This is a genomic window from Pseudoclavibacter sp. CFCC 13611, from assembly GCF_008831225.1.
Classification (GTDB): domain Bacteria; phylum Actinomycetota; class Actinomycetes; order Actinomycetales; family Microbacteriaceae; genus Pseudoclavibacter_A.
This window is the reverse complement of the sequence record NZ_WBKE01000001.1, coordinates 993,104-1,015,564: the sequence shown is the minus strand read 5'-3', so window position 1 is coordinate 1,015,564 and position 22,461 is coordinate 993,104. Positions and strand designations below refer to the sequence as shown.

The following is a 22,461-nucleotide window of genomic DNA, read 5'->3' as shown; positions in this document are numbered from 1 at the left end:
GTCCGAGTACCTTCCCGGTCTTGTCCCAACGCCCCGGGTCGACACCGCCACTCGCGGCGTCGCTAGCCGCAGACTCCGAGCCTGCCCCTGGTCCAGACTTTGGTTCAGGCTCTGGCCCTGACTGGGGTTGGGGGTGGGTCATTGCGTGGCCCCGTGGCTGGAGTCTGTCGTACCCTGGTTGGGTTCGGGTGCTGCGGCGTTGGCTCCAGTGAGGTTCTCTACGACATGCTTTGCCGTGAACTTGGCCGCGTCAGGGAACTTCGACAACAGGCCACCACCAACAGCATCAAGCCCAGCGTCAAACATGTCATAGTCGTCTTCAGTACCGTTGAGCTGATCCTCGACCACGCCACCGGCCACCTCAGCACCAGGCACTGTCCAGGGCTTTCCGTCGGCAGCGTTCGTCACGGAGTACACCCCCACATTCCCCGCGGCACCGAACGCGGCCTGGGTGGCGAAGCCTTTCATGCCTTGGCTGGCTAGTGCACGGGTCGCGGTTTCACGTACTCCCATAGCAAGATCCCCAGACACGCGACTCAACATACCAGCCTCGACCCGCAACCCCTGCCCGGCATGCTCGAACAACCCCGTGGCCCCGTCAACACCACGCCTACCTGCATCAGCCGTGAGCGTTCAGGAACAGTGCAGGGCGGGCCGATTCAGCCCAACGCACCACCCTCACGCAAGAACTCATACGACAGGTACAACTGACCAAAAATGAAGGCGCAGGTGCCGAACATGACCAGGCCCACGAAGACTAGAATCTTCAAGAAGGTCCAGTCTTCAGCTTCCTCCGTGATGGGCGTCTTCGCCCTGAGCGCTCGAATCTTTTTGATTGGGCGCACGAGCCGCCAGATGATCACCGGGACCCCGAGCAGAACCAAGAGTGGGGCACGGCCGTTGCGACGTGAGTATTCCACCGTGGTAGTCCACGGCACCTGGGTCAACACATACACCACGGCGGCCACCGACACGACAAGGCCAGCCCAAAGCAACCAGTTCCAGATCTGTCCGAGTACCTTCCCGGTCTTGTCCCAACGCCCCGGGTCGACACCGCCACTCGCGGCGTCGCTAGCCGCAGACTCCGAGCCTGCCCCTGGTCCAGACTTTGGTTCAGGCTCTGGCCCTGACTGGGGTTGGGGGTGGGTCATTGCGTGGCCCCGTGGCTGGAGTCTGTCGTACCTTGGTTGGGTTCGGGTGCTGCGGCGTTGGCTCCAGTGAGGTTCTCTACGACATGCTTTGCCGTGAACTTGGCCGCGTCAACACCTAAGCCTGCGTGCTCGCCCGCGAACGCGGCACCCACATGCGCACCCCACGACGGGTTCGCCCCGGAAATAGCGGCAGCGTCAGGGAACTTCGACAACAGGCCACCATCAACAGCATCAAGCAAACCGTCAACCAGGTCATAGTCATTCTCAGGACCGTTGAGCTGGTCCTCGACCACGCCACCGATCACCTCAGCACCAGCCGACGCAACCACCCCCGCGCCCGCTTGGGCAGTATCACCATGAAAGAGCGCTCCGGCTTTTCCGGCTTGGGATCCGAGGCCGCCAGCGGCCGCGCCACCAGCCGCGGCGGCTGCGGCACCAGACACCGTCCAGGGCTTCCCGTCGGCAGCGTTCGTCACGGAGTACACCCCCACATTCCCCGCGGCACCAAACGCGGCCTGGGTGACGAACCCTTTCACACCTTGACTGGCTCCCGCACGCATCGCGGTCTCACGCACACCCAAAACAAGATCCCCAGACACGCGACTCAACATACCAGTCCGGGCCCGCAACCCCTGCCCCGCATGTTCGAACACACCCGTGGCTTGGTCAATACCACGCCTCCCCGCAGCGAGCACGCCTTGATAGATCGGATCATTCCGCACCCCCGAAATGACACCATCAACTGCCCGCCGTGACGCTCCGGCCAGGGCCTCACCCGCACGAGACGCCGCCCTACTCACGCCCGCCACCGCAGCACCCCCGGCCCTACCCACCCCATGCGCAGCACGACTCAACCCCTTGGCCAGGGCCTTCCCGCCTTTGGCGAACGCACCGCCTGGAATGAAGTTCAGCCCCATCGACACCACGAACTCGCCCAACGACATGTTGCCCTTGGCGAACTCAGCAACATCATCAGCAGTCAGCAGCGCCCCCGCACCGAACGCGATACCAGCAGCGATCCACCCCGCTGGACCCGACAGAAACAACCCCGCCACAGCGGCAACCACGACCACCACTGTCGCGACCGTGACCAGCACCTTCCACGCATCAGAGTTGGTGAGCTTCTCCCACCAAGAATCCTTCGGAATCGCACTGTCGGTCGCGGCCTGCAAACGACCCGCCGTGGTATGCGCGTCTTCTTGATACGACTGCTTCGCCTGTGCAACAAGGCGTCTGGCCGCATCCAGCCGCGACTGCGCGTCACCGACCTGGGACGACGCCGACCCCACACGAGAGGCCGCGTCCTGCTGCTGCCGGTACAGAGAACGCACCACAGACCCCGACGGCACCGACAACCCAGAGGGCACCTGATCAGCCGGCGCTGACCCCCACTGCTGAAACACACGGTTCTGCCGGGAATACTCCGACTGGGCCGATTGCTGCTGGGCCTGCGCAGACGCCAACGATGCCTCAGCAGACGCCAGATCGGCCCTCTACACCCGCTCAGTGTGGTCGATTCGGTGTCTCTCATCCAGCTTCTCGTCGAGCTCGGCGAGAATCTCCCGGCACCGTACGACGTCTTCCTGAGTGCCCGAGAGTTCGAACTCGAAGAGCATCGGTCGGCCAGAACGCTGCGCGATCTGTCGTGCGGCTGCCTGGTAGTGTTCGCCAAAATTCCGGTTTCCAGATCCGATGACCCCCACCATGTGTCGTCGGTTCTGCGGCGAGGCCAGAAACCTCAGCACGGCCTTCGGCAGGGTGTCATTGGCCCCGTTGCCCGCTTTGTACGAGGGCGTCAGCAGCACCCAGGGGCCGTCGGTGACGCTGTTGCGCACGTCGTGATCTGAGAGGTCGCGCACATCTCTGTTCAGATGCCCGGCGAAGCGTCGCACCAAGCCACTGGCTGACGAGTAGTAGTAGATCGGCGTCTCTCTCATGTTCTCCATCATGCCTCTTGCCTCAGCGTCGATTGGTTCCCTGCCGGCGAGCTGCCGAATCGCTCAGTAGACTGCTGGTCATGTCCCTCTCAGTGAAGCGCGCACGCAGCGCTGACGATCGCGCCGCCTGCCGCACTCTGCTCCAGGCAGAGCTCCGGACGACGATGCCGCTGTTTCCTGACGAACCCGACGCGCAGACGGCCGCACTGGTTCGATCCCTCGGAGGAGTCGATGAGACGGTGCTCGCCGCGCGCGACGATGACGGAACCCTCTTGGGCGCCTGTGTGCTCCGTGCAGACACCGAGGTCTACATGATCATCGCAAATGGTCTGGATCCACGTATCGCGCGTTCGTTCGTCTCACAGTGGGCGCTGCTCCCCCAGCTCGCCGTCATTCCCGAGCACCGTGGAGCCGGCGTCGGCCGGGCTCTGGTCGAGGCTGCCCTTGCGATTTCGTCTCTGCATCCCAGCATCGCGGGGGTCTACACCTTCGCCGAAGAGGTCTGTCAAGAGGCATCCGAGGGGTTCTTCGCCGCGCTCGGGTTCACCGCGCACGACACTCAGAACGTGACTCTGCCCATCCTGGCGCCCGGCACTGATCAGCTGCTGCCGGTTCCGATCTCGCACGACGGCACGCGCACCGGCCGCTATATGACGAAGAGCATCCGCCGAGACCATCGCTGAGCGGCCGTCTCAGGCCCAGGCTAGGCACTCAGCCGTCTGACGGCCCGAGCCTCGCAGCCAACGCGGCGACCTGTGCCGAACGGCGGGCGTCTCGCTCTGTGAGATCTCGTGAGCCTTCCGAGCAGAGTGCGTCAGGCACGAGCATTCCAGAGAGCACATTGCAGACCTCGCTCAGATTTGGCAACTGGCTGATCTCTCCACGATCGACTGCACGTTCGAGGGCAGACCTGACCGTGTCGCGAAAGGGGCCGATGAACTCCCGGTTCAACAGGGGCATACAAGAACCGTCTGACATGCCGCGATACGCCAGATACGGCAGCACCGCACGAAGAAATCGATCGTTCAGCCGTTCCACGGAGACGAGCTGAACGGCGTACAGATCTTCTTCGAGACTTCCGTGGTCTGAGGCGTTGAACGAGGTGGCGCGTGAATTGACGACGAACAGCAGCATCTCGTCGAGGCTCTTGAAGCGACGGTAGAATGCAGGTCTCGTGGTCTTCGCCGCGGTCACGACCGATGAGATCGTCACCTCACGCAGACCGTGAGCAAGCGTGATGTCGACGACGGAATCGATGATCGCCTGAGAGACGCCTGCGTCAAGAGGCCGACCGGAGCTCTCGCGTGCTGACGTGAGACGGGGATCAGTCAAGGGGCTCCTAGGTGAGACGGCCGATACGGTTCGTCTCGGGCCCGAAGACCCGAGACGAACGGTCCCCCCATTGGTTCCCCCGTTGCACAGTGTATCGCATAATCATCGTCTGACGTGGCACCCACCTGTGATTGCTCAGGCTGAGCGGGGTGTCACAGCGACATGCGCGCCACAGACTCGCCATAAGGGGTCTCGCCGACGGTCATGAAACCGACGTGCTCGAAGAATGGTCCGGGGCCGTCTTCCCCGGGTTCGTAGATCACATAGAGCGCCCCAAAGCCGCGTGTCCGAGCCTCGTCGGCCAGTGCCTCGACGGCGAACCGCCCGATGCCCCTTCCCTGCCCCCGGGCGTCTACGTGGATGCGCCAGAGAGCCGCGCTGAACTCGTCGCGATCAGCGTGCGGGTCGAAGCTGCCGTGGATGAAGCCGACGACCTCGTCGGTCTCGTCATCGACCACAACGCGCTGCCACGCGGTGTCGGGGTTCACCACCGAGACCGCAGCTGAGTACGAGACGGGAGCGATGTACTGCGCCTGGCCTGGCTTCAGCGAGAGCGCGTTGGCAGCGATGATGTATTTCGCGTTCAGTTCTTCAAGTCTCAGTGTGCTCATGGCAGCATCATATGGCACCCTGCCCGAGAAGACCTCAGCATATACGTCTGCATGACGACCGCTGCCTCAGCTGTGTCGTGTCTTCCGGCCTGAGTGAGCGGTCGATAGCTGCCCTGCAGCAGCATGAGGCCGTGCCAACGGGGTCAGCCGCTGCAGCAGCTCGACGTGATCAGGGGTCAGATCAGCCGTGCTGTTGACGCCGAGCAGCTGCAGTGTGCGCGTGTACTCGCCTCGCAGCAGCTCAAGCACCTTGGCGACGCCTTCTTTGCCCGCAGCCATCAGCCCGTAGAGGTAGGCGCGCCCAATCATCGCCATGTCGGCACCATTGGCAACGGCGGCGACGATGTCGGCACCGTTCATGATGCCGGTGTCGATGAGAATGGTGTAGTCATCGCCCAGCTGGGCACGCACTTCTGGCAGCAGGTGCAGCGGCACCGGAGCTCGGTCGAGCTGTCGCCCGCCGTGGTTCGACAGCCAGACGCCGTCGGCACCGTGGTCGCGCACCCGCTTGGCGTCATCCACGTTCTGAATGCCTTTGACGACCAGGTTGCCCTTCCACTGCTCGCGAAGCCAGTCGACGTCGTCGAACGAGACCGTCGGGTCGAACATCTGGTTGGCCAGCTCGCCGACCGTGCCCTGCCACGAATCCAGCGCCGCGAATCTGAGCGGCTCGGTCGTCAAGAAGTTGAACCACCACCATGGGCGAACGGCACCGTTCATGAACGTCTTGCCGGTGAGCCTCGGCGGAATGGTCATGCCATTGCGCACATCGCGAAGGCGGGCGCCGGCCACAGCGGTGTCGACCGTCACGATCAGCGTGTCAACGCCTGCCTGCTGCGCCTGCTCGATCAGCTTCAGCGACCGGTCGCGCTCTTTCCAGAGGTAGAGCTGGAACCAGTTGCGACCGCCTGGCGTGCTCTGGGCGAGTGTGTCGATCGAGGTGGTGCCCATGCACGAGAGGCTGAACGGAACGCCCGCGTCACGTGCCGCCTGCCCGGCAGCGACCTCGCCCTCGTGATTCATCATGCGCACGAAGCCGGTTGGGCAGATGCCGAGAGGCATGGCGGCACTGGCGCCGAGCACCTCGGTGCTGGTGTCGATCTCTGCGATGTCACGCAGCACCGAGGGGTGAAAGACGATGTCGCGGTAGGCCTGGCGTGCCCGCCGCAGGCTGATCTCGCTCTCGGCCGCACCGTCGGTGTAGTCGAAGGCCACTTTCGGTGTGTGACGTTTCGCGATGCGCCGGATGTCCCAGAGGTCGGCAGCCTTGTCGAGTCGGCGCTTCTTACCATTGGGCTCGAACGGCTTCAGCCGCAGAAACTGGCTGAACTCTTTGGGATCTGGGAATCGACGCTTCGTCATTGTCTTGCTGATCTCTTCTCGTCGTGGTTCAGTAGCCGGCCTGTTTGTCGACCACACCGGCGAACTCGACGGCGCTGCCGCCGTCGCTCTCGCCGAGGAATGCGCGCACGTTGTGGCTGATTCGAGCTGACAGCGGCTTCTGCGCCATCGCCCAGGTGTTCGCCGTGTGCGGTGTGATGATCACGTTGCCCGCCGTCCACAGCGGGTGACCGTCGGGCAGAGGCTCGGGGTCGGTCACGTCGACGCCTGCGCCCGCGATCTCGCCCTGGGTGATGGCCTCGGCCAGCGCATCCGTGTCGATCTGTGGGCCGCGGGCGATGTTCACGACGACCGCGTCGTTCGGCAGCGCCTTGAACTCTTCGGCCCCGAGCAGGTGCTTCGTGCCGGCCGTCAGTGCCGCAGCGAGGATGATCACATCGAACTCTGCCACCAGACTGCGGAATGTCTGGTCGTCGACGACGCGCTCAGCTCCTTCGACAGGCTGCTGACGACGTCGCACGACCGTGATCTTCGCGCGGAACGGCTGCAGCAGACGCACAATCTCACGACCGATGCCGCCGGCGCCCACGACTGCCACCCGCAGGTCGTAGAGAGAGCGGCCGGCCTGAGCGCTCCAGCTAGTGCGCCGTGAGTAGGGGCCGAAGTCACGCAGCGCAGCGAGAGTGAGAGCCAGAGCGTGCTCGGCGACCGGCTCGTCGTAGGCTCCCTTGGCAGAGGTGAACGTGATCGAGCTGTGACTCGTGAAGACGTCGGTGAACGCGTCGACGCCGGCGAAGGGCAACTGCACCCAGCGAACCTGAGGGTTGGCGTCGAGCACCTCAGCGAGCTGCGAGGCGCCCTTCGGATCGAGCCAGACCACACCCTCGGTCTCGGCGCTGAGCGGCTGCGCCTCGACGCCGCCTGCGGCGACGGCCTTGACGAACGGGGCCTGAGCCTCGGGAAGAACGGTGATCGTCATGGGAACTCCTTTGTGTGATGACTGAATCGCGTGTGTCACAGACTCAGGCGATCGACTCCTGCAGGTCTCTGCGCTCCTGCTCAAGGTCGACGAGCATACGCTGCACGTTGCGCACCTGGTCTGGCGGAGCGACGGCCGCTCCTCGCGAGAGTCTACCGAGCAGTTCGCGGATGCGCTGGTCGAGTCGGTCAAGCAGGTACCGGGTCAGCACCTCGCGTGCATAGGCGGCCGCCTCGGCACCGGTGCTCACCGGCAGCTGGGTCATCGCCAGTTCGCCGACCAGCGACTGCAGCTCGGGCGCGACGCGCTCGCCGACCGTCTCGACGCGGTTCTTCTGCTCGGCGTAGTTCGGCACCGAGAACAGCACTTCGAGCAGCTGACGCAGGCGGGGTTCGTTGACCGGCAGCTGTTCGACACGGCTGCGCAGATCGGGCGGGCACAGCTCGGGCACCTGCAGAAGAGCCTCGGCGAGCTGCACCTCGCGTCTGGCATGCTGCGAGCCCATCGGCAGATCGGCTCGGTGCACCGGCACAGCGGGAGCGGGCGCGCTCACGGCATCCGCCCGCTGCTCGGCATCACCGGCTCTGACGAAGCCCGACCCCACCTGCTGCGCGCTCACCGCAGGCGCGTCAGGCACGTCAGGCGAAGCCGTCGAACGCCGCGACCGATCGCGTTCTGCGGCTCGCACCGCGCGCAGAGCCTCGTCGGGGTCTGCCCCGACCAATCCGGCGAGCACGCGGGCATAGCCGGGCTGCAGCGCCCGGTTGCGCAGACTGGCGACAATCGGAGCGGCCTGCTGCAGCGCCTGCACCTGGCCTTCGACAGTGTTCAGATCGAAACGCTTGATCACCTGGCGCATGGCGAACTCGAAAAGCGGGGTCTTCGCCGTGATCATGCTGCGCACGGCCTGATCGCCCCGGCTCATGCGCAGATCTGAGGGGTCAAGGCCGTCGGGTGCGATGGCCACGTAGGTCTGCGCGACGAAGCGCTGCTCTTCGGCGAACGCGCGCAGAGCGGCCTTCTGCCCCGCCTCATCGGGGTCGAAGGTGAAGATCACCTCGGCCGGCTTGGAGGCATCGTCGGCAAGAACCCGTCGGATGACCTCGATGTGCCCCGGGCCGAAGGCGGTGCCGCAGGTGGCGACGGCGGTGTCGACGCCGGCCAGGTGGCAGGCCATCACGTCGGTGTATCCCTCGACCACGACCACCTGACGCTTCTTCGCGATGGCGCGTTTGGCGAGGTCGAGACCGTAGAGCACCTTTGCCTTGTGATAGACGTCGGTCTCGGGTGTGTTGAGGTATTTCGGCCCTTGATCGTCGTCATAGAGTCTGCGGGCACCGAACCCGATCGTGCGGCCGGTGAGGTCGATGATCGGCCACATCAGTCGACCGCGAAACCGATCGTAGACGCCGCGCTGGCCCTGCGAGACGAGCCCGGCGGCGATCAGCTCGTCATTGGTGAATCCGCGCTGCTGCAGGTGGTCGCGCAGGCCGTTCCAGCCTTTGGGCGCATAGCCCATGTGAAACTCGTGGGCTGCGTGGGAGTCGAAGTCACGGCGCAGCAGCTCGGCGCGGGCGACCTTCGCCTCGGGGCTGTTCAGCTGTTGGGCGAACCAGCTGCGCGCAGCCTCGTTGGCCTCGAGAATGCGGGCACGACGGCCGCGAGCCTGCAGATCGGGGCCGCCGTCTTCGTAGTGCAGCTCGTAGCCCAGCCGATCGGCGAGCTGCTCGACCGCCTCGGTGAAGGTGACGTGATCCATCTTCTGCAGAAACGTGAAGACGTCGCCGCCTTCGCCGCATCCGAAGCAGTGGTAGTAGCCGAGCTGGGGGCGCACGTGGAATGAGGGCGAACGCTCGTCGTGAAACGGGCAGAGACCCTTCAGAGAGCCGATGCCGGCCGACTTCAGCGTCACATACTGGCCGATGACCTCAGAGATGTCGATGCGCGAGCGAATCTCGTCGATGTCGCGTCGTGCAATCCGTCCGGCCATGCCCACCAGTCTAGATCCTCGGCGCTGATCCGCCCCGTGTGGCTCGACGCGACCTTCCTCGCTGGTGCGTCGACGAGGCGCGGCTATCCCTCGACGAAACGTGCGTACCAGTGCTCGGCCGAAAGATCGGTCAGCATCGCCACCTGATCGACGACGACACGCCGACGCCCGTCGTCGTCGGGTGCCGCTCGCCACAGCTCGCGGAAGGCGGGCTCGAGATGTGCGTCCCCAGTCGACCACAGCGCGTCGAGCAGCGCCGCCAGCATCGAGCGCTGCCGCTCGTAATACGGCTGCAGGCTGTCGGAGGCCATGATGAACATGCCCACGATGCCTTTCAGCAGGGTGATCTCGGCTGAGGTCGCGGCCGGGAGCTCGACGTCGGCGCGGTAGCGGATCAGGCTGCCGACTGGATGTGCGGCACGGGTGGCCTCAGTGACTGATCGGCAGAACCGGCCGATCAGCTCGCTGGTGAGATCTTTGAGCTGGGCGAGATGCTCGCGGCTCTCACTCCAATTCCAGAGCCAGAGCGGCAGCCGCTGCAGACGATGCAGCGCAGCGGCCAGCTCGTCTGGCGAGTGCCGTGTGCCCGTCCAGATCATCGCTCCGCGCAGGACTTCGTCGAGATGCTGCGGATCGTTGATGATCTCAGGGTCGACATAGCGCTCGACGATGCCGTCTTCGAAGTCATGCACCGAGTAGGCGATGTCGTCGCTGAGATCCATGACCTGCGCCTCGATGCACCGCCGCCCTGCGGGCGCCCCGGCTCGCAGCCATTCGAAGACCGGCAGATCGTCGGCGTAGACGCCGTACTTCAGCGGGCCCCCGGTCTCGTCGGCGCGGCGCACACCCTCTTCGACGCCCCAGGGATACTTCGCGGTGGCGTCAAGCGTGGCACGCGTCAGGTTGAGCCCGTAGCTGACTCCGTCGACCATGCGCTTTGTCTCAAGGCGGGTGAGCAGCCGCAGCGTCTGCGCGTTGCCCTCGAAGCCGCCGAAGCGCACTGACCACTCGGCCAGGGCCATCTCACCGTTGTGTCCGAACGGCGGGTGTCCGAAGTCGTGGGCGAGGCAGGCGCTGTCGACCAGATTGGGGTTCAGCCCGAGCGACTTGCCGAGTTCGCGACCCACCTGGGCGACCTCGAGCGAGTGCGTCAGTCGGTTGCGCACGAAGTCGAGGCCTGCGGTCGGCGAGAACACACCGGTTTTGGCCGACAGCCGGCGCAGAGCCGAGGAATGGATCATTCGACCTCGATCGCGTTCGAAGTCGCCGCGGCGGTTCGTGTGGGTCTCTGGGTACCAGCGCTCCCGGTCGGCTTTGGAGTACTTCGCCCGCTTCAAGCGCCCCGACGACGTGACCGCCACCGTGGCAGCCGCGCGACTGTCGCGCGCCCCGCTCTCAGTTTCGCTCATGCGATCAGCCGCCGCTCACGTCGAGTTCGGCCTCGAGCAGGCAGGACGACTGCTCGGCGTCGAGCAGGTTCGACTCAAGCCAGTGCTCGGGCAGGTGCGGACGCTTCGGGCGACCGGCGCGACCACGCGGCCCCTCGGCGTCTTTGCCCGGGTAGCGCACGCTTGCGTCGAGCTGCCCCACCAGGTCTTCGAGCTCGCCGAACGTCTCGACCAGCGCCATGCGCTGGCGCAGCTCGCCGCCGACCGGATACCCCTTGAAGTACCAGGCGACGTGCTTGCGGATGTCGCGGCAGGCGTGCATCTCGTCGTCGAAGAAATCGCCCAGCAGACGCGCATGCCGCAGCAGGGCCTGCCCGACCTCTCGCAGATTCGGCTGCGCGGGCTGATACTCGTAGCTCGGCCTCGTCGGGTCGGCGGCATACGCGGCGAACGCCCGCTCCAGGTCTTGGAACAGCCATGGTCGCCCCAGGCAGCCGCGACCGACGACCACGCCATCGACGCCGGTCTCACGCACCATGCGGATCGCATCCTCGGCCGACCAAATATCGCCGTTGCCCAGAACCGTCACGTCGGGAAGCATCTCGCGCAGGCGGGCTATCGCCGACCAGTCGGCATGCCCCGAGTAGTGCTCGGCCGCCGTGCGCCCGTGCAGCGCCACCGCTGCGACACCGGCGTCACGGGCTGCCTTCGCGGCCCACTCGAAAGTCATGTGATCGTTGTCGATGCCTTTGCGCATCTTGACCGTCACCGGCAGATCGCCCGCACTGCGCACCGCGGTCTGCACGATCGAGGCGAAGAGGTCGTGCTTCCAGGGCAGAGCCGCTCCCCCGCCTTTGCGGGTCACCTTTGGCACTGGGCAGCCGAAGTTGAGATCGATGTGATCGGCGAGGTCTTCGGCCACGATCATGCGCACCGCCTCGCCCACGGTCTTCGGATCGACGCCGTAGAGCTGCACCGACCGCGGCGACTCATCGTCGTCGAACGTGATCAGGCGCATCGTCTCGGCGTTGCGCTCGACGAGGGCACGCGTCGTGATCATCTCGCAGACATAGATGCCGCCGCCATAGTCGCGGGCAAGATGCCGAAACGCGCGGTTCGTGATGCCTGCCATCGGTGCGAGCTCGACCGGGGTGTCGACGTGCAGGCGGCCGATCTGCAGGCCCCGAGTGGCCGAAGGCACGTCTGCTGGTGCGGATTCGGCGTCGTTCCGCCGTTCTGCGCGCGTCTGCGTCGCAGGTCGGGCATCGGCCGAAGCGGTGAGATGTTCTGTCATGCGCTACTTCTGTGTTCTCTGCATCGGGGGATGCTGTTCGTCATCGCCGTCGGTCGACGGCTGAAGGGTTCGGATAGAGACGGTGTCATCGGTCGGCTGTGCTGCGAACGTCGACTGTACTGCGAACGTCGGCTGCGCTCCGTGCCACACGGGCACCGGGTGCGGCGCAGGATGAAACCTGTTGTCAATGCGACGACGACGCGCCGCGATGAGCACCCAGCAGAGAAACGAGCCGCAGAGGATCACTTCTTGGAACAGCACGATCGGCGTGTCAGCAGAGCCCTCAAGCGTGTCGTCACCTGTGATGCCGGTGGCCTGCACCACGAACAGCAGCACGTTGTTGACCACGTGCAGCGCGATCGAGGCTTCGAGCCCGCCAGTGCGAATCGTGAGCCAGACCGTTGTGACGGCGAACACGACGATGCTCAGCTGCCCCCAGAAACCATAGCCGTGGCCTGCCGTGAACAGCAGCACACTGGGAATGGCCGCCACCCACGGCCGACGCACCCAGCCTCCGACGGTCTGCAGAATGAGCCCTCGGAAGACGATCTCCTCGGTGGCCGCCTGCAGCGGCACGAGCACGATGATCATGCCGAGCAGCACGGCGTAGGTCGGCCACCCGCCCCACCCATGTGTGCTCGACAGCGCGCTCGCCTCATGGTCTGAGATGCCGCCCGTCGTGAGCGACGCGATGATCGTGAGCACAGAGACCAGCACCTGCGTGCCCACGAACGTGACGACGGCAGGCATGACGCACCAGAGCATCCACCGCCAGCGGATGCGTGAGGTGACCGAGAGCATATGCCGCCACGGTCGCAGACCAGTCGACAGGCAGGCCAGCAGCACGGCCGGCGCCATCAGGATCACCGAGACGAGCAGCAGCGACAGCGTCATCGGATCGGTCACGCGAGAGGTGTCGAGCTGTTCAAGACCGGCGAGGCCGCTGCGGCTGTTTGCGAACATCGCGATACCGTAGACCACGAACAGCAGCACCGAGAGCACGAGGTAGTACACCACCGCGAGCAGCACCGTCAGCAGAGGCCGCCACCAGCGGTAGTTGGGCAGACTCAGCTGCAGGCGGTGAAACTGCAGAGGCTCGGGCCGCACCCACTCCCAGTGCCAGCCCAATGGCTGGTGCTGCCAGCCGAGTGGCTGCGGCTGCTCGCGCTGAGAGCGGGGCACGGTCACGCGCCGATCAGCCGCTGTGCCAGGTACCCTTCGATCTGGTCGAGCGACACTCGCTCCTGCGTCATCGAGTCGCGTTCGCGCACGGTCACGGCATGGTCGTCGAGGGTGTCGAAGTCGACGGTCACGGCGAAGGGCGTGCCGATCTCGTCTTGGCGACGGTAGCGACGGCCGATCGCGCCGGAGTCGTCGAACTGCACGTTCCAGTGCTTGCGCAGGCGCTCGGCCAGCCCCCGTGCCTCGGGCGAGAGCTTCTCGTTGCGCGAGAGCGGCAGCACGGCCACCTTGACGGGCGCGAGACGCGGGTCGAGATGCAGCACGGTGCGCTTGTCGGTGCCGCCTTTGGCGTTCGGCACCTCTTCTTCGTCGTAGCTGTCGACCAGGAACGCCATGAGCGAGCGGGTCAGTCCGAACGACGGTTCGATGACGTACGGGATATAGCGTTCGCCGGTGGCCTGGTCGAAGTAGCTGAGGTCGTTGCCCGAAGCCTCGGTGTGGTTCTTCAGATCGAAGTCAGTGCGGTTCGCGATGCCCATGAGCTCGCCCCATTCGCCGCCCTCGAAGCCGAACTTGTACTCGACGTCGATCGTCCCGGTCGAGTAGTGTGCGCGGTCGTCTTCTGGCACGTCGAACCGGCGCAGGTTGGCCGGGTCGATGCCGAGGTCGACGAACCAGTTCCAGGCGTCTTCGACCCAGGCTTTGAACGCCTCGTCGGCGTCTTCTGGCTTGACGAAGTACTCGATCTCCATCTGTTCGAACTCGCGAGTGCGGAAGATGAAGTTGCCGGGCGTGATCTCGTTTCGGAATGCCTTGCCGATCTGGCCGATGCCGAACGGCGGCTTCTTGCGCGCGGCGGTGACGACGTGGGCGAAGTTCACGAAGATGCCCTGAGCCGTCTCGGGGCGCAGATAGTGCAGACCCTGCTCGTTGTCGACGGCGCCGAGGTACGTCTTCATCAGCCCCGAGAACTGCTGCGGCTCGGTCCATGCGCCTGGCTGACCCGTCTCAGGATCATTCACGTCGGCGAGGCCGTTGACAGGCGGGTGACCGTGCTTCGCGGTGTACGCCTCGATCAAATGGTCGGCACGATAGCGCTTGTGCGTGTGCAGCGACTCGACCAGAGGGTCGGTGAAGGTCTCGACGTGCCCAGACGCCTGCCACACCTTGGTCGGCAGAATGATCGACGAGTCGAGACCGACCATGTCGGAGCGGCCGCGCACGAAGTCGTCCCACCAGCGACGCTTGATGTTCTCTTTGAGCTCGACGCCGAGAGGGCCGTAGTCCCATGCGGAACGCGTGCCTCCGTAGATGTCTCCAGAGGGAAAGACGAACCCGCGACGCTTCGCGAGTGAGATGACCGCATCGAGACGGGATGACTTGGACACACGCACTCCTGTTTCTTTGACTGTCGCCGAGATCGAGACATGGCTGGCACGTCACACGACCGCGGTCGAAAGGGCTTGGGCGCACGCAGGCACCCGTTCTCCAGTCTAGACGCCCGGCACAGAATCCGGGCGAGCCTCGACCGTTCGCTCCCCCGACGCCTCGGTGGGATGATCGACCGCGCCCCCGAACCGGCGATCGCGATGCGCGTACTCGACCACGGCATCCCACAGATTCGCACGCCGAAAGTCGGGCCAGAGTACGTCCTGAAAGACGAACTCGGCATAGGCCGACTGCCAGAGCAGAAAGTTCGAGGTGCGCTGCTCGCCCGAGGGTCGCAGAAAGAGATCGACGTCGGGCACCGGCCAGGTCGACAGGTGATGCTCGATGGTGCGTTCGGTGATGCCGCGCGGACGCAGCCGACCGGCGGCCACCTCTTCGGCCATCGCGCGCATGGCATCCACCAATTCGGCCCGCCCGCCGTAGTTCACACACATCGTGAGATCCATCACGGTGTTGTCTCGGGTCAGCTCTTCGGCGATCTCGAGGTCTTTGATGACCGAGCGCCAGAGCTTCGGGCGCCGGCCAGCCCAGCGCACGCGCACACCCCAGGCGTGCAGCTGATCGCGCCGCCGGTGCAGCACATCGCGGTTGAAGCCCATCAGAAAGCGCACCTCGTCGGGCGAGCGCTTCCAGTTCTCGGTCGAGAAGGCATACACAGAGAGATGTCTCACCCCCATCTGGATCGCCCCGGCGACGACGTCGAGCAGCGCCTCTTCGCCGGCCCGGTGCCCCTCGGTGCGGGTGAGACCGCGCTGGTTCGCCCACCGCCCGTTGCCGTCCATGACGATCGCGACATGCGCCGGCAGAAACTTCGCGGGGATCTTCGGCGGCTGCCCGCCGGCATAGTCCAGCGGCAGCATGGCGGGCTTCGAATCAGCTGAGGATGTCATAGCGCTCTGATTCTACGTGCCCTGACCGTCGAGGTGACGCAGGGAACGCACACGACGCTCCAGGTGGTACTGGGTGTACTTCGAGGTGACCTCGTGTGCCCGTGCTCGCGCGAGTGCGTCGTCGTCGCTGTCGCCGTCGACCAGTTCCCAGACGCCCGAGAGCAGCCCTGCGAGCACCTCCAGGGTGCGCGGTTCGACGGCGAGTGAGCCGCTCGGAGCGCAGGTGTCGCAGACCATGCCGCCGGCGACGGCCGAGAAGAGTCGGTGGGGCCCCCGTGCGCCGCAGCGTGCGCAGTCGGCGAACGACGGCGCCCACCCAGAGAGCGACAGCGCACGCAGCAGAAAGGCGTCTGCGGTCGAGACGGGATCGTGTTCCCCGCGGGCCAGCGACCGCAGTGCCGAGACGGTCAGTCGGTAGAGCGCCGGGTTCGCAGTCTCGGCGCTGAGCCGTTCGGCGGCTTCGAGCATCACGGTGCCCGCAGTGTACTTCGTGTAGTCGCCGGCGACGGCCGCACCGAAGTTCGCCAAGGTCACGGCCTGGGTGACGGTGTCGAGAGTGCGCCCCTCGAAGCACTGCAGGTCGACGACGCTGAAAGGCTCGAGGCGTGCGCCGAACTTCGACGAGGTGCGGCGCACGCCTTTGGCGACCGCTCGCAGCCGCCCGTGGTGGCGTGCCAGCATCGTGATGATGCGGTCTGCCTCGCCCAAGTCATGGGTGTGCAGCACGACCGCCTCATCACGATACAGGGGCACGCGGGGTCAGGCTCCTGCGGATGCGGTGGCCGGCTCGCGCTCTGCGTCTGCCGTCTCAGCTCGGATCGCGCGGTTCACAGCCGAGACCACGGCCTTGAGAGCCGCTGTCGAGCTGTCTGCGTCGATGCCGACGCCCCACAGACGCACCCCGTTGACGCTGGCGTCGACGTAGGCGGCTGCCACGGCGTCACGGCCCGAGCTCAGCGCGTGTTCGACGTAGTCTTCGACCTGTACGTCGACTCCCGCGTCGCGCAGGCTGTTGACGAACGCGTCGATCGGGCCGTTTCCGGTGGAGCCCACCTGCCTGCGCTCGTCGCCGCGGCGGATGTTCGCCTCGATGTGCACCTGACCGGTCATCTCAGAGGTGGTGCTCAGACCGAGCAGCTCGTAGTGGCCCCACTTGTTGCCCTGGTCGTCGGCCGGCAGGTACTCATCCGAGAAGATCGACCAGATCTGCGGGCTGCTCACCTCGCCGCCCTCGGAGTCGGTCTTGTGCTGGATGACCGACGAGAACTCCATCTGCAGGCGCTTCGGCAGATCGAGGTTGTGATCGGCTTTCAGCAGATAGGCGACGCCGCCCTTGCCCGACTGCGAGTTGACGCGGATGATCGCCTCGTAGTCTCGGCCGATGTCTTTCGGATCGATCGGCAGATAGGGCACCGCCCAGGGAATCTCGTTGAAGTCTTTGCCAACGTGATCGGCGTCGGCCTGCATGCGTTCCATGCCCTTCTTGATCGCATCCTGATGCGAGCCGCTGAACGCCGTGAACACGAGATCGCCGCCATAGGGCGTGCGCTCGTGCACATCGAGCTGATTGCAGAACTCGACGATGCGCCGAACGCGCGGGATGTCACTGAAGTCGAGCTCGGGATCGACCCCCTGCGTGAACAGGTTCAGCGCCAGGGTGACCAGGTCGACGTTGCCGGTGCGCTCGCCGTTGCCGAACAGGCAGCCTTCGATGCGATCGGCGCCGGCGAGAAAGCCCAGCTCGGCTGCAGCGACACCGGTGCCTCGGTCGTTGTGCGGGTGCAGCGAGATGAGCACCGAGTCACGGCGGTCGATATGGCGTCCCATCCACTCGATCGAGTCGGCGTAGACGTTCGGCGAGGTCATCTCGACGGTTGAGGGCAGGTTCAGGATCATCGGGCGCTCAGGAGTGGGATCGATGATCTCGATGACGCGGTTGCTGATCTCGGCGGCGAAGTCGAGCTCGGTGCCGGTGTACGACTCTGGCGAGTACTCGTACGTGATCTCGGTGTCGGGGATGTCCCCTTCGAGTCGCTTGCACAGCTGCGCTGCTGAGACGGCGATGTCGATGATTCCGGCGCGGTCTTTGTGAAAGACGACATCGCGCTGCAGCACGGAGGTCGAGTTGTAGAAGTGGACGACGGCGCGCTTGGCACCCTGCAGCGCCTCATAGGTGCGGTGCACCAAGTGCTCACGTGCCTGCGTCAGCACCTGGATGGTCACATCGTCGGGAATCGCTCCGTCTTCGATCAGAGACCGCACGAAGTCGAAGTCGGTCTGGCTGGCGGAGGGGAAGCCGACCTCGATCTCTTTGAACCCGAGCTCGACCAGCAGATCGAAGAGCACGCGCTTGCGGTGGGGATCCATAGGATCGATCAGAGCCTGGTTCCCGTCGCGCAGGTCGACTGCGCACCAGCGCGGGGCCTTCGTGAAGTGCTGATCGGGCCAGGTGCGATCAGGCAGTTCGACGGAGAACTGCTGGTGATAGGGAACGTACTTGTCGGTGTGCATGCCGCTGGGCTGCTGGCGGTTTTCCATTGTGCTTCTCTTCCTCGAGACTTGCGTGTCAAGACCACGACGAAACTCCGCGGCGAGGAAGGTCTTAGAATCTAAGACTCGCCGCGGCGGCTAAGAAGAAGCTGCACCGAACGCATGCGCAACAGCATAGCAGAACCCCCGAGGGCTCAGAATCCGAGGCGATCGAGGAGCTTCGGCGAGGTCTGCCACTCTTTGGCGACCTTCACCCGCAGATCGAGATGCACCCGGCCGCCGATCAGCTGTTCGATCTGCTTGCGCGCCGCGGTGCCGAACGCTTTCAGCCGCTGCCCGCCTCTGCCGATGATGATGCCCTTCTGCGAGTCGCGTTCGACGAAGACGCTGGCGTAGATCTTGGTGACTCCGCCCTCAGCCTCTGGGGCCTCGACGTCATCGATGACCACCGCCAGCGAATGGGGCAGCTCGTCGCGCACGTCTTCGAGCATCGCCTCGCGAATGAGCTCTGCGGCGCGCACCTCGATTGAGTCCTCGGTGTGGGTTTCGGCGTCGTAGAGCTGCTGCGAGGCGGGCAGCAGACGGATCAGCTCGTCGCGCACGACATCCACTTGGTCGTCGGTCACCGCCGAGACCGGAATCAGCGTCGCCCACTCGGCCAGCGCATCGATCTCGACCAGCCGGGCGGCCACGTCATCGGGCCGCACACGGTCGGTCTTGGTCAGCAGCGCGACGCGCTTGGCACGAGGATGTCGCCCGACCTGCTCAATGATCCGCCGGTCGCCCGGGCCGATCGCCTCGTCGGCCGGCAGGCACACGCACACCACGTCGACGCCGTCGAGCTCGGCCTCGACGATGTCGTTCAGCCGCTGCCCCAGCAGCGTGCGCGGGCGGTGCAGACCAGGTGTGTCGACGACGACGATCTGTCCGGCATCGGCAGTGAGGATGCCGCGGATCGCCCGTCGTGTCGTCTGCGGCTTCGCGCTGGTGATGGCGACCTTCTCGCCGACGAGCGCGTTCATCAGGGTGCTCTTGCCCGCGTTGGGACGACCGACGAAGGCCACGAAGCCGGCATGGAAGTCAGGATGACGGTGTGCTGCTGATGCGGTCGCGGACTCTGGCGCGGCCGGCGCACTGACCTCGGAGTCAGGCTGAACGGGTGATTCGGCGGAATCGGTCATGATCGGTCTCTCTCGGTGTCGGAGGCGCCGCGCTGACTCTGGGCGCGCTCGAGTGTGGTCTCGGTCGTCTGCGGACGATTCGTGCTGGCCGGGGCGCCTGCTGCGGGCTCGGCGATGACGGTGAGCAGGCGGTGGCTTCGCGGGTCGATTCTGGCGGCTGTCAGCGACAGGTCACCCACCACGACGCGCTCGTTGAGGGCCGGAAGGTGCCCCAGCGCCTTGATGAGCAGACCGCCGACCGTATCTACCTCATCGTCTTCGAGCTCTTCGTCGAAGAGGTCGCCGAGCTCGTCTAAGGCCAGTCGCGCGCTGAGACGGTAGCGGTGCGGCGCCAGACGGATGACCTCGGAGGCGTTGCGGTCGTGCTCGTCGCTGATCTCGCCGACCAGCTCTTCAATGACGTCTTCCAGCGTGACCAGCCCCGCCACCGAGCCGTACTCGTCGATGACGATCCACATGTGCCGACGTGTGCGCTGCATCAGAGCCAGCAGATCGTCGATCGGCTTCGACTCGGGCACGAGGTTCGGCCGACGTGCCAGGAACTCGACGGTGCGCTGACCCTCGCGTGCGGCATCCTGTTCGAAGAGAGCGCGCGCCACGTCGCGCAGGTAGACGACCCCGACGACGTCTTCGGTCTCTTCGTCCTGCAGAGGAAGCCGCGAATAGCCGCTCTCGAGAAAGACGTCCATCGCGTCGTCGAGCGTGGTCGTCGTATCCAGCGTGCGCATGTCGATGCGTGGAATCATGATCGACCGCGTGAGCGTGTCGCCGAACTCGACCACTTGATGGATCAGCTCGCGCTCCCCCTGTTCGAGCACGTCGCGCTCGACGGCCTTGTCGACCAGATGCATGAGCTGCGTGTCGTCATCCTGATCGGCCTCGGCGACACGATTCGTTCGACGGCCGTATGACGAGAGCGACACCGCGATCGGCCCGATGACGATTCGCGAGATCGAGATCAGACGAGCCGTGCGAACCAGCACCTTCTCTGGCCGGTTGATGCCGAAGGTGCGCGGCGACGCGCCCACCAGCACGAACGACGCCAGCGTCATGGCGACGATCGCGACAATGAGCGCCAGTACCATGTTCGGCAGGGCGTTGACCAGGGCGATCGTCACGACCACCGCAGCGCCCATCTCGCTGAGCACACGCTCGAAGGCCGCCGTGTTGGCATGTTCGCGCGGCTGCGCGGCGATGGCCAGCAGACGATTGCGCTGCTTCGGGTGGTCTTCGGCGATCTCGCGGATCTCAGCGACCGGCAGTGTCACGATCGCGGCCTCGACAGCGGCGAACACTCCCCCGGCGCCGATCAGCACCACGGCGATCAGGATCAGCGACAGAGTCATCGTCCCGCGATGCGCTCGTTGTGCAGAAAGGTGATCAGAATTTCGTTCTGCAGGGCGAACATCTCTTTCTCTTCGTCGGGCTCGGCGTGGTCGAAGCCGAGCAGATGCAGCAGGCCGTGCGTGACCAGCAGCAGCATCTCCTGCTCAGCGGGATGTCCGGCGCGCACCGCCTGCTCGGCCGCGACGTCTGGGCACACCACGATGTCGCCGAGCACCCCGGGGTCTGTGGGGCGATCGGAGGTTCCCGGCCGCAGCTCGTCCATCGGAAAGCTCAGCACGTCGGTCGGTCCGGGCTCGTGCATCCAGCGGATGTGCAGCTGCTCCATCGCCGGCACCTCGACGAAGATCAGCGAGAGCTCCGCATCACGGTGCACGTGCAGCTCGTCGAGCGCATAGGTGATGAGTCGCTGAAAGCGGCCCTCGTCGATCGTGACGCCCGATTCGTTGAGAATCTCGACGCTCATTGCTGTGCTCCTTCTGACGCTCGCGGCGTGGTTCGTCGCCCGTCGTTCTCGCCGGGCGCGGTTGGCTGTGTGGTGTGGCGATGCGGATGCTCCCGCGCGTCGGCTGGCTCGCCCGCGCTGGGTGCCCCGCGGCTTTCGGCGGCCGACGCACGATCGTCATAGGCCTCGATGATCGCGCTGACCAGGCCGTGACGCACGACGTCGTCGCTGCTCAGACGCACCATCTCGATGTCGGCGACGTCGCCGAGCACACGCTCGGCGTCGATCAGCCCGCTGCGTCGCACCGGCAAGTCGACCTGGCTGGAGTCGCCGGTCACCACCATTCGCGAGCCGAAGCCGAGCCGTGTGAGAAACATCTTCATCTGCTCGGGCGTGGTGTTCTGGGCCTCGTCGAGAATGATGAACGAACTGTTGAGTGTGCGGCCGCGCATGTAGGCCAGCGGTGCGACCTCGATGACGCCGAGCTCGAGCAGCTTCTGCACCGACTCGGGGCTCATCATCTCGCCCAGAGCGTCGTAGAGCGGGCGCAGATATGGGTCGATCTTCTCTTGCAGCCCGCCGGGCAGAAACCCCAGTCGTTCGCCGGCTTCGACCGCCGGTCGGGTCAGCACGATCCGGCTCACCTCATTGCGCTGCAGTGCCTGCACGGCCTTGGCCATCGCCAAGTAGGTCTTGCCTGTGCCGGCGGGGCCCAGGCCGAAGACGATGACGTTCTCATCGATCGCCTCGACGTAGCGCTGCTGGCCGGCTGTCTTGGGGCGAACGCTTCGCGTGCCTTCGCCGACGATGACAGAGCCCAGCGCAGTCGACGCCTGCTGTCTCAGCACGGCGTCAACGACGGCTCCGGTGATCTGCCGATGATGCGCCTCGGCGTCCAGACCTTCGATGAGTCGTGCGGCGGCATCGCGCTGTTCGCCCGATCCGCTGATCTCGATGCCGTCGCGGTCGACCTGAAACCGCAGGCCGGGCCACTGCTCTTCCATGCGACGCAGGTGCAGGTCGCCGGCGCCGAGTACGCGCACCGCCGAGGTACTCAGCGGCACTCGTACGGTGCCGCGGGTGGATTCTGATGCAGCGTCAGGCAAGTTTTCCCTCGTCGAGTGTCGGGCCGGCGAGCACGTGGGCGTGCACATGGAACACCGACTGCCCTGCGGCAGCGCCGGTGTTGAACACGAGTCGGAACTCGCCGTCGGCGTACTGGCGGGCGAGATCGCCGGCCATCTTCACCACTTTGGCGAGCAGCTCGGGCTCGTCGGCAAGCTCGACGACATCGCGGAAGTCGGCGCTCTTGGGAATCACCAGCAGGTGCAGCTCGGCCTGTGGGTTGATGTCGCGGATCGCGATCAGGTCGTCCGTCTCGGCGACGATGTCGGCGGGAATCTCTCGATCGATGATCTTGCTGAAGATGCTGGGTGTCTCGGCGCTCATGCTGCTCA

22 protein-coding genes are annotated in these 22,461 nt (G+C 65.4%); 1 reads left to right on the top strand and 21 read right to left on the bottom strand.

All coding sequences use genetic code 11. The features are described 5' to 3' along the window. Nucleotides 1-138 precede the first annotated feature (138 nt). The 4 genes from F8O08_RS04425 to nrdI form a co-directional block, all read right to left on the bottom strand. Nucleotides 139-468 (bottom strand): hypothetical protein, encoded by a 330-nt coding sequence (locus F8O08_RS04425; protein ID WP_158037754.1) that lies wholly within the window; start codon nucleotides 466-468, stop codon nucleotides 139-141. Nucleotides 469-659: 191 nt separating this feature from the next. Further along, complete coding sequence (locus F8O08_RS04420; protein WP_158037753.1) at nucleotides 660-920, bottom strand: hypothetical protein; 261 nt, start codon at nucleotides 918-920, stop codon at nucleotides 660-662. Between the two features lie 227 nt (nucleotides 921-1,147). Next, on the bottom strand, nucleotides 1,148-2,323 hold the full coding sequence (locus tag F8O08_RS04415; RefSeq protein ID WP_158042649.1) for a hypothetical protein: 1,176 nt from the start codon (nucleotides 2,321-2,323) through the stop codon (nucleotides 1,148-1,150). A 321-nt stretch (nucleotides 2,324-2,644) separates the two neighbouring features. Continuing rightward, nucleotides 2,645-3,088: a class Ib ribonucleoside-diphosphate reductase assembly flavoprotein NrdI gene (nrdI, locus tag F8O08_RS04410; RefSeq protein ID WP_158037751.1), complete on the bottom strand. Its 444-nt coding sequence runs from the start codon at nucleotides 3,086-3,088 to the stop codon at nucleotides 2,645-2,647. Nucleotides 3,089-3,168: 80 nt separating this feature from the next. Between nrdI and F8O08_RS04405 the strand changes: the two genes are divergently transcribed. Continuing rightward, nucleotides 3,169-3,771 carry a GNAT family N-acetyltransferase gene (locus F8O08_RS04405; protein ID WP_158042648.1) on the top strand — a complete coding sequence of 201 codons (603 nt, stop codon included), beginning with the start codon at nucleotides 3,169-3,171 and terminating at the stop codon, nucleotides 3,769-3,771. Nucleotides 3,772-3,799: 28 nt separating this feature from the next. Here F8O08_RS04405 and F8O08_RS04400 read toward each other — a convergent pair whose 3' ends face one another. The 17 genes from F8O08_RS04400 to F8O08_RS04320 form a co-directional block, all read right to left on the bottom strand. After that, the gene (locus tag F8O08_RS04400) at nucleotides 3,800-4,420 is read right to left on the bottom strand and encodes a TetR/AcrR family transcriptional regulator (protein ID WP_158037749.1); all 621 of its coding nucleotides are present in this window, start codon (nucleotides 4,418-4,420) and stop codon (nucleotides 3,800-3,802) included. Between the two features lie 152 nt (nucleotides 4,421-4,572). After that, a complete protein-coding gene (locus tag F8O08_RS04395) occupies nucleotides 4,573-5,031 on the bottom strand; it encodes a GNAT family N-acetyltransferase (protein ID WP_158042647.1) in 459 nt (152 codons plus the stop codon). A gap of 66 nt (nucleotides 5,032-5,097) precedes the next feature. Then, entirely contained in the window at nucleotides 5,098-6,393 is a 1,296-nt protein-coding gene (locus F8O08_RS04390; RefSeq protein ID WP_158042646.1) for an alpha-hydroxy acid oxidase, read from the bottom strand. A gap of 28 nt (nucleotides 6,394-6,421) precedes the next feature. Beyond that, on the bottom strand, nucleotides 6,422-7,351 hold the full coding sequence (locus F8O08_RS04385) for an NAD(P)-dependent oxidoreductase (protein WP_158042645.1): 930 nt from the start codon (nucleotides 7,349-7,351) through the stop codon (nucleotides 6,422-6,424). Between the two features lie 43 nt (nucleotides 7,352-7,394). Continuing rightward, a complete protein-coding gene (gene dnaG / locus F8O08_RS04380) occupies nucleotides 7,395-9,341 on the bottom strand; it encodes a DNA primase (RefSeq protein ID WP_158037745.1) in 1,947 nt (648 codons plus the stop codon). 83 nt (nucleotides 9,342-9,424) lie between these two features. Next, nucleotides 9,425-10,750 (bottom strand): deoxyguanosinetriphosphate triphosphohydrolase, encoded by a 1,326-nt coding sequence (locus tag F8O08_RS04375; RefSeq protein ID WP_158042644.1) that lies wholly within the window; start codon nucleotides 10,748-10,750, stop codon nucleotides 9,425-9,427. A gap of 4 nt (nucleotides 10,751-10,754) precedes the next feature. Further along, nucleotides 10,755-12,023 carry a tRNA dihydrouridine synthase DusB gene (gene dusB, locus F8O08_RS04370; RefSeq protein WP_158042643.1) on the bottom strand — a complete coding sequence of 423 codons (1,269 nt, stop codon included), beginning with the start codon at nucleotides 12,021-12,023 and terminating at the stop codon, nucleotides 10,755-10,757. 3 nt (nucleotides 12,024-12,026) lie between these two features. Next, nucleotides 12,027-13,211, bottom strand: a complete 1,185-nt coding sequence (locus tag F8O08_RS04365; protein WP_158042642.1) for a CPBP family intramembrane glutamic endopeptidase — start codon at nucleotides 13,209-13,211, stop codon at nucleotides 12,027-12,029. Next, nucleotides 13,208-14,593 carry a glycine--tRNA ligase gene (locus F8O08_RS04360; RefSeq protein WP_158031238.1) on the bottom strand — a complete coding sequence of 462 codons (1,386 nt, stop codon included), beginning with the start codon at nucleotides 14,591-14,593 and terminating at the stop codon, nucleotides 13,208-13,210. The genes F8O08_RS04365 and F8O08_RS04360 overlap by 4 nt, the downstream gene beginning before the upstream one ends. A gap of 105 nt (nucleotides 14,594-14,698) precedes the next feature. Next, nucleotides 14,699-15,544: an isoprenyl transferase gene (locus tag F8O08_RS04355; RefSeq protein ID WP_158042641.1), complete on the bottom strand. Its 846-nt coding sequence runs from the start codon at nucleotides 15,542-15,544 to the stop codon at nucleotides 14,699-14,701. A 12-nt stretch (nucleotides 15,545-15,556) separates the two neighbouring features. Further along, nucleotides 15,557-16,297, bottom strand: coding sequence for a DNA repair protein RecO (recO, locus tag F8O08_RS04350; protein WP_158042640.1), 741 nt, complete (start codon nucleotides 16,295-16,297; stop codon nucleotides 15,557-15,559). 6 nt (nucleotides 16,298-16,303) lie between these two features. After that, a complete protein-coding gene (leuA, locus tag F8O08_RS04345; protein WP_158042639.1) occupies nucleotides 16,304-18,082 on the bottom strand; it encodes a 2-isopropylmalate synthase in 1,779 nt (592 codons plus the stop codon). A gap of 146 nt (nucleotides 18,083-18,228) precedes the next feature. Further along, nucleotides 18,229-19,215 (bottom strand): GTPase Era, encoded by a 987-nt coding sequence (era, locus tag F8O08_RS04340; protein WP_158042638.1) that lies wholly within the window; start codon nucleotides 19,213-19,215, stop codon nucleotides 18,229-18,231. After that, a complete protein-coding gene (locus F8O08_RS04335; RefSeq protein WP_158042637.1) occupies nucleotides 19,212-20,561 on the bottom strand; it encodes a hemolysin family protein in 1,350 nt (449 codons plus the stop codon). The genes era and F8O08_RS04335 overlap by 4 nt, the downstream gene beginning before the upstream one ends. After that, nucleotides 20,558-21,025, bottom strand: a complete 468-nt coding sequence (gene ybeY, locus F8O08_RS04330) for an rRNA maturation RNase YbeY (protein WP_158037736.1) — start codon at nucleotides 21,023-21,025, stop codon at nucleotides 20,558-20,560. The genes F8O08_RS04335 and ybeY overlap by 4 nt, the downstream gene beginning before the upstream one ends. Next, a complete protein-coding gene (locus F8O08_RS04325; protein WP_158042636.1) occupies nucleotides 21,022-22,158 on the bottom strand; it encodes a PhoH family protein in 1,137 nt (378 codons plus the stop codon). Before F8O08_RS04325 ends, ybeY begins: the two co-directional genes overlap by 4 nt. Further along, on the bottom strand, nucleotides 22,103-22,453 hold the full coding sequence (locus F8O08_RS04320; protein ID WP_158042635.1) for an HIT domain-containing protein: 351 nt from the start codon (nucleotides 22,451-22,453) through the stop codon (nucleotides 22,103-22,105). Before F8O08_RS04320 ends, F8O08_RS04325 begins: the two co-directional genes overlap by 56 nt. Between the last annotated feature and the right edge of the window lie 8 nt (nucleotides 22,454-22,461).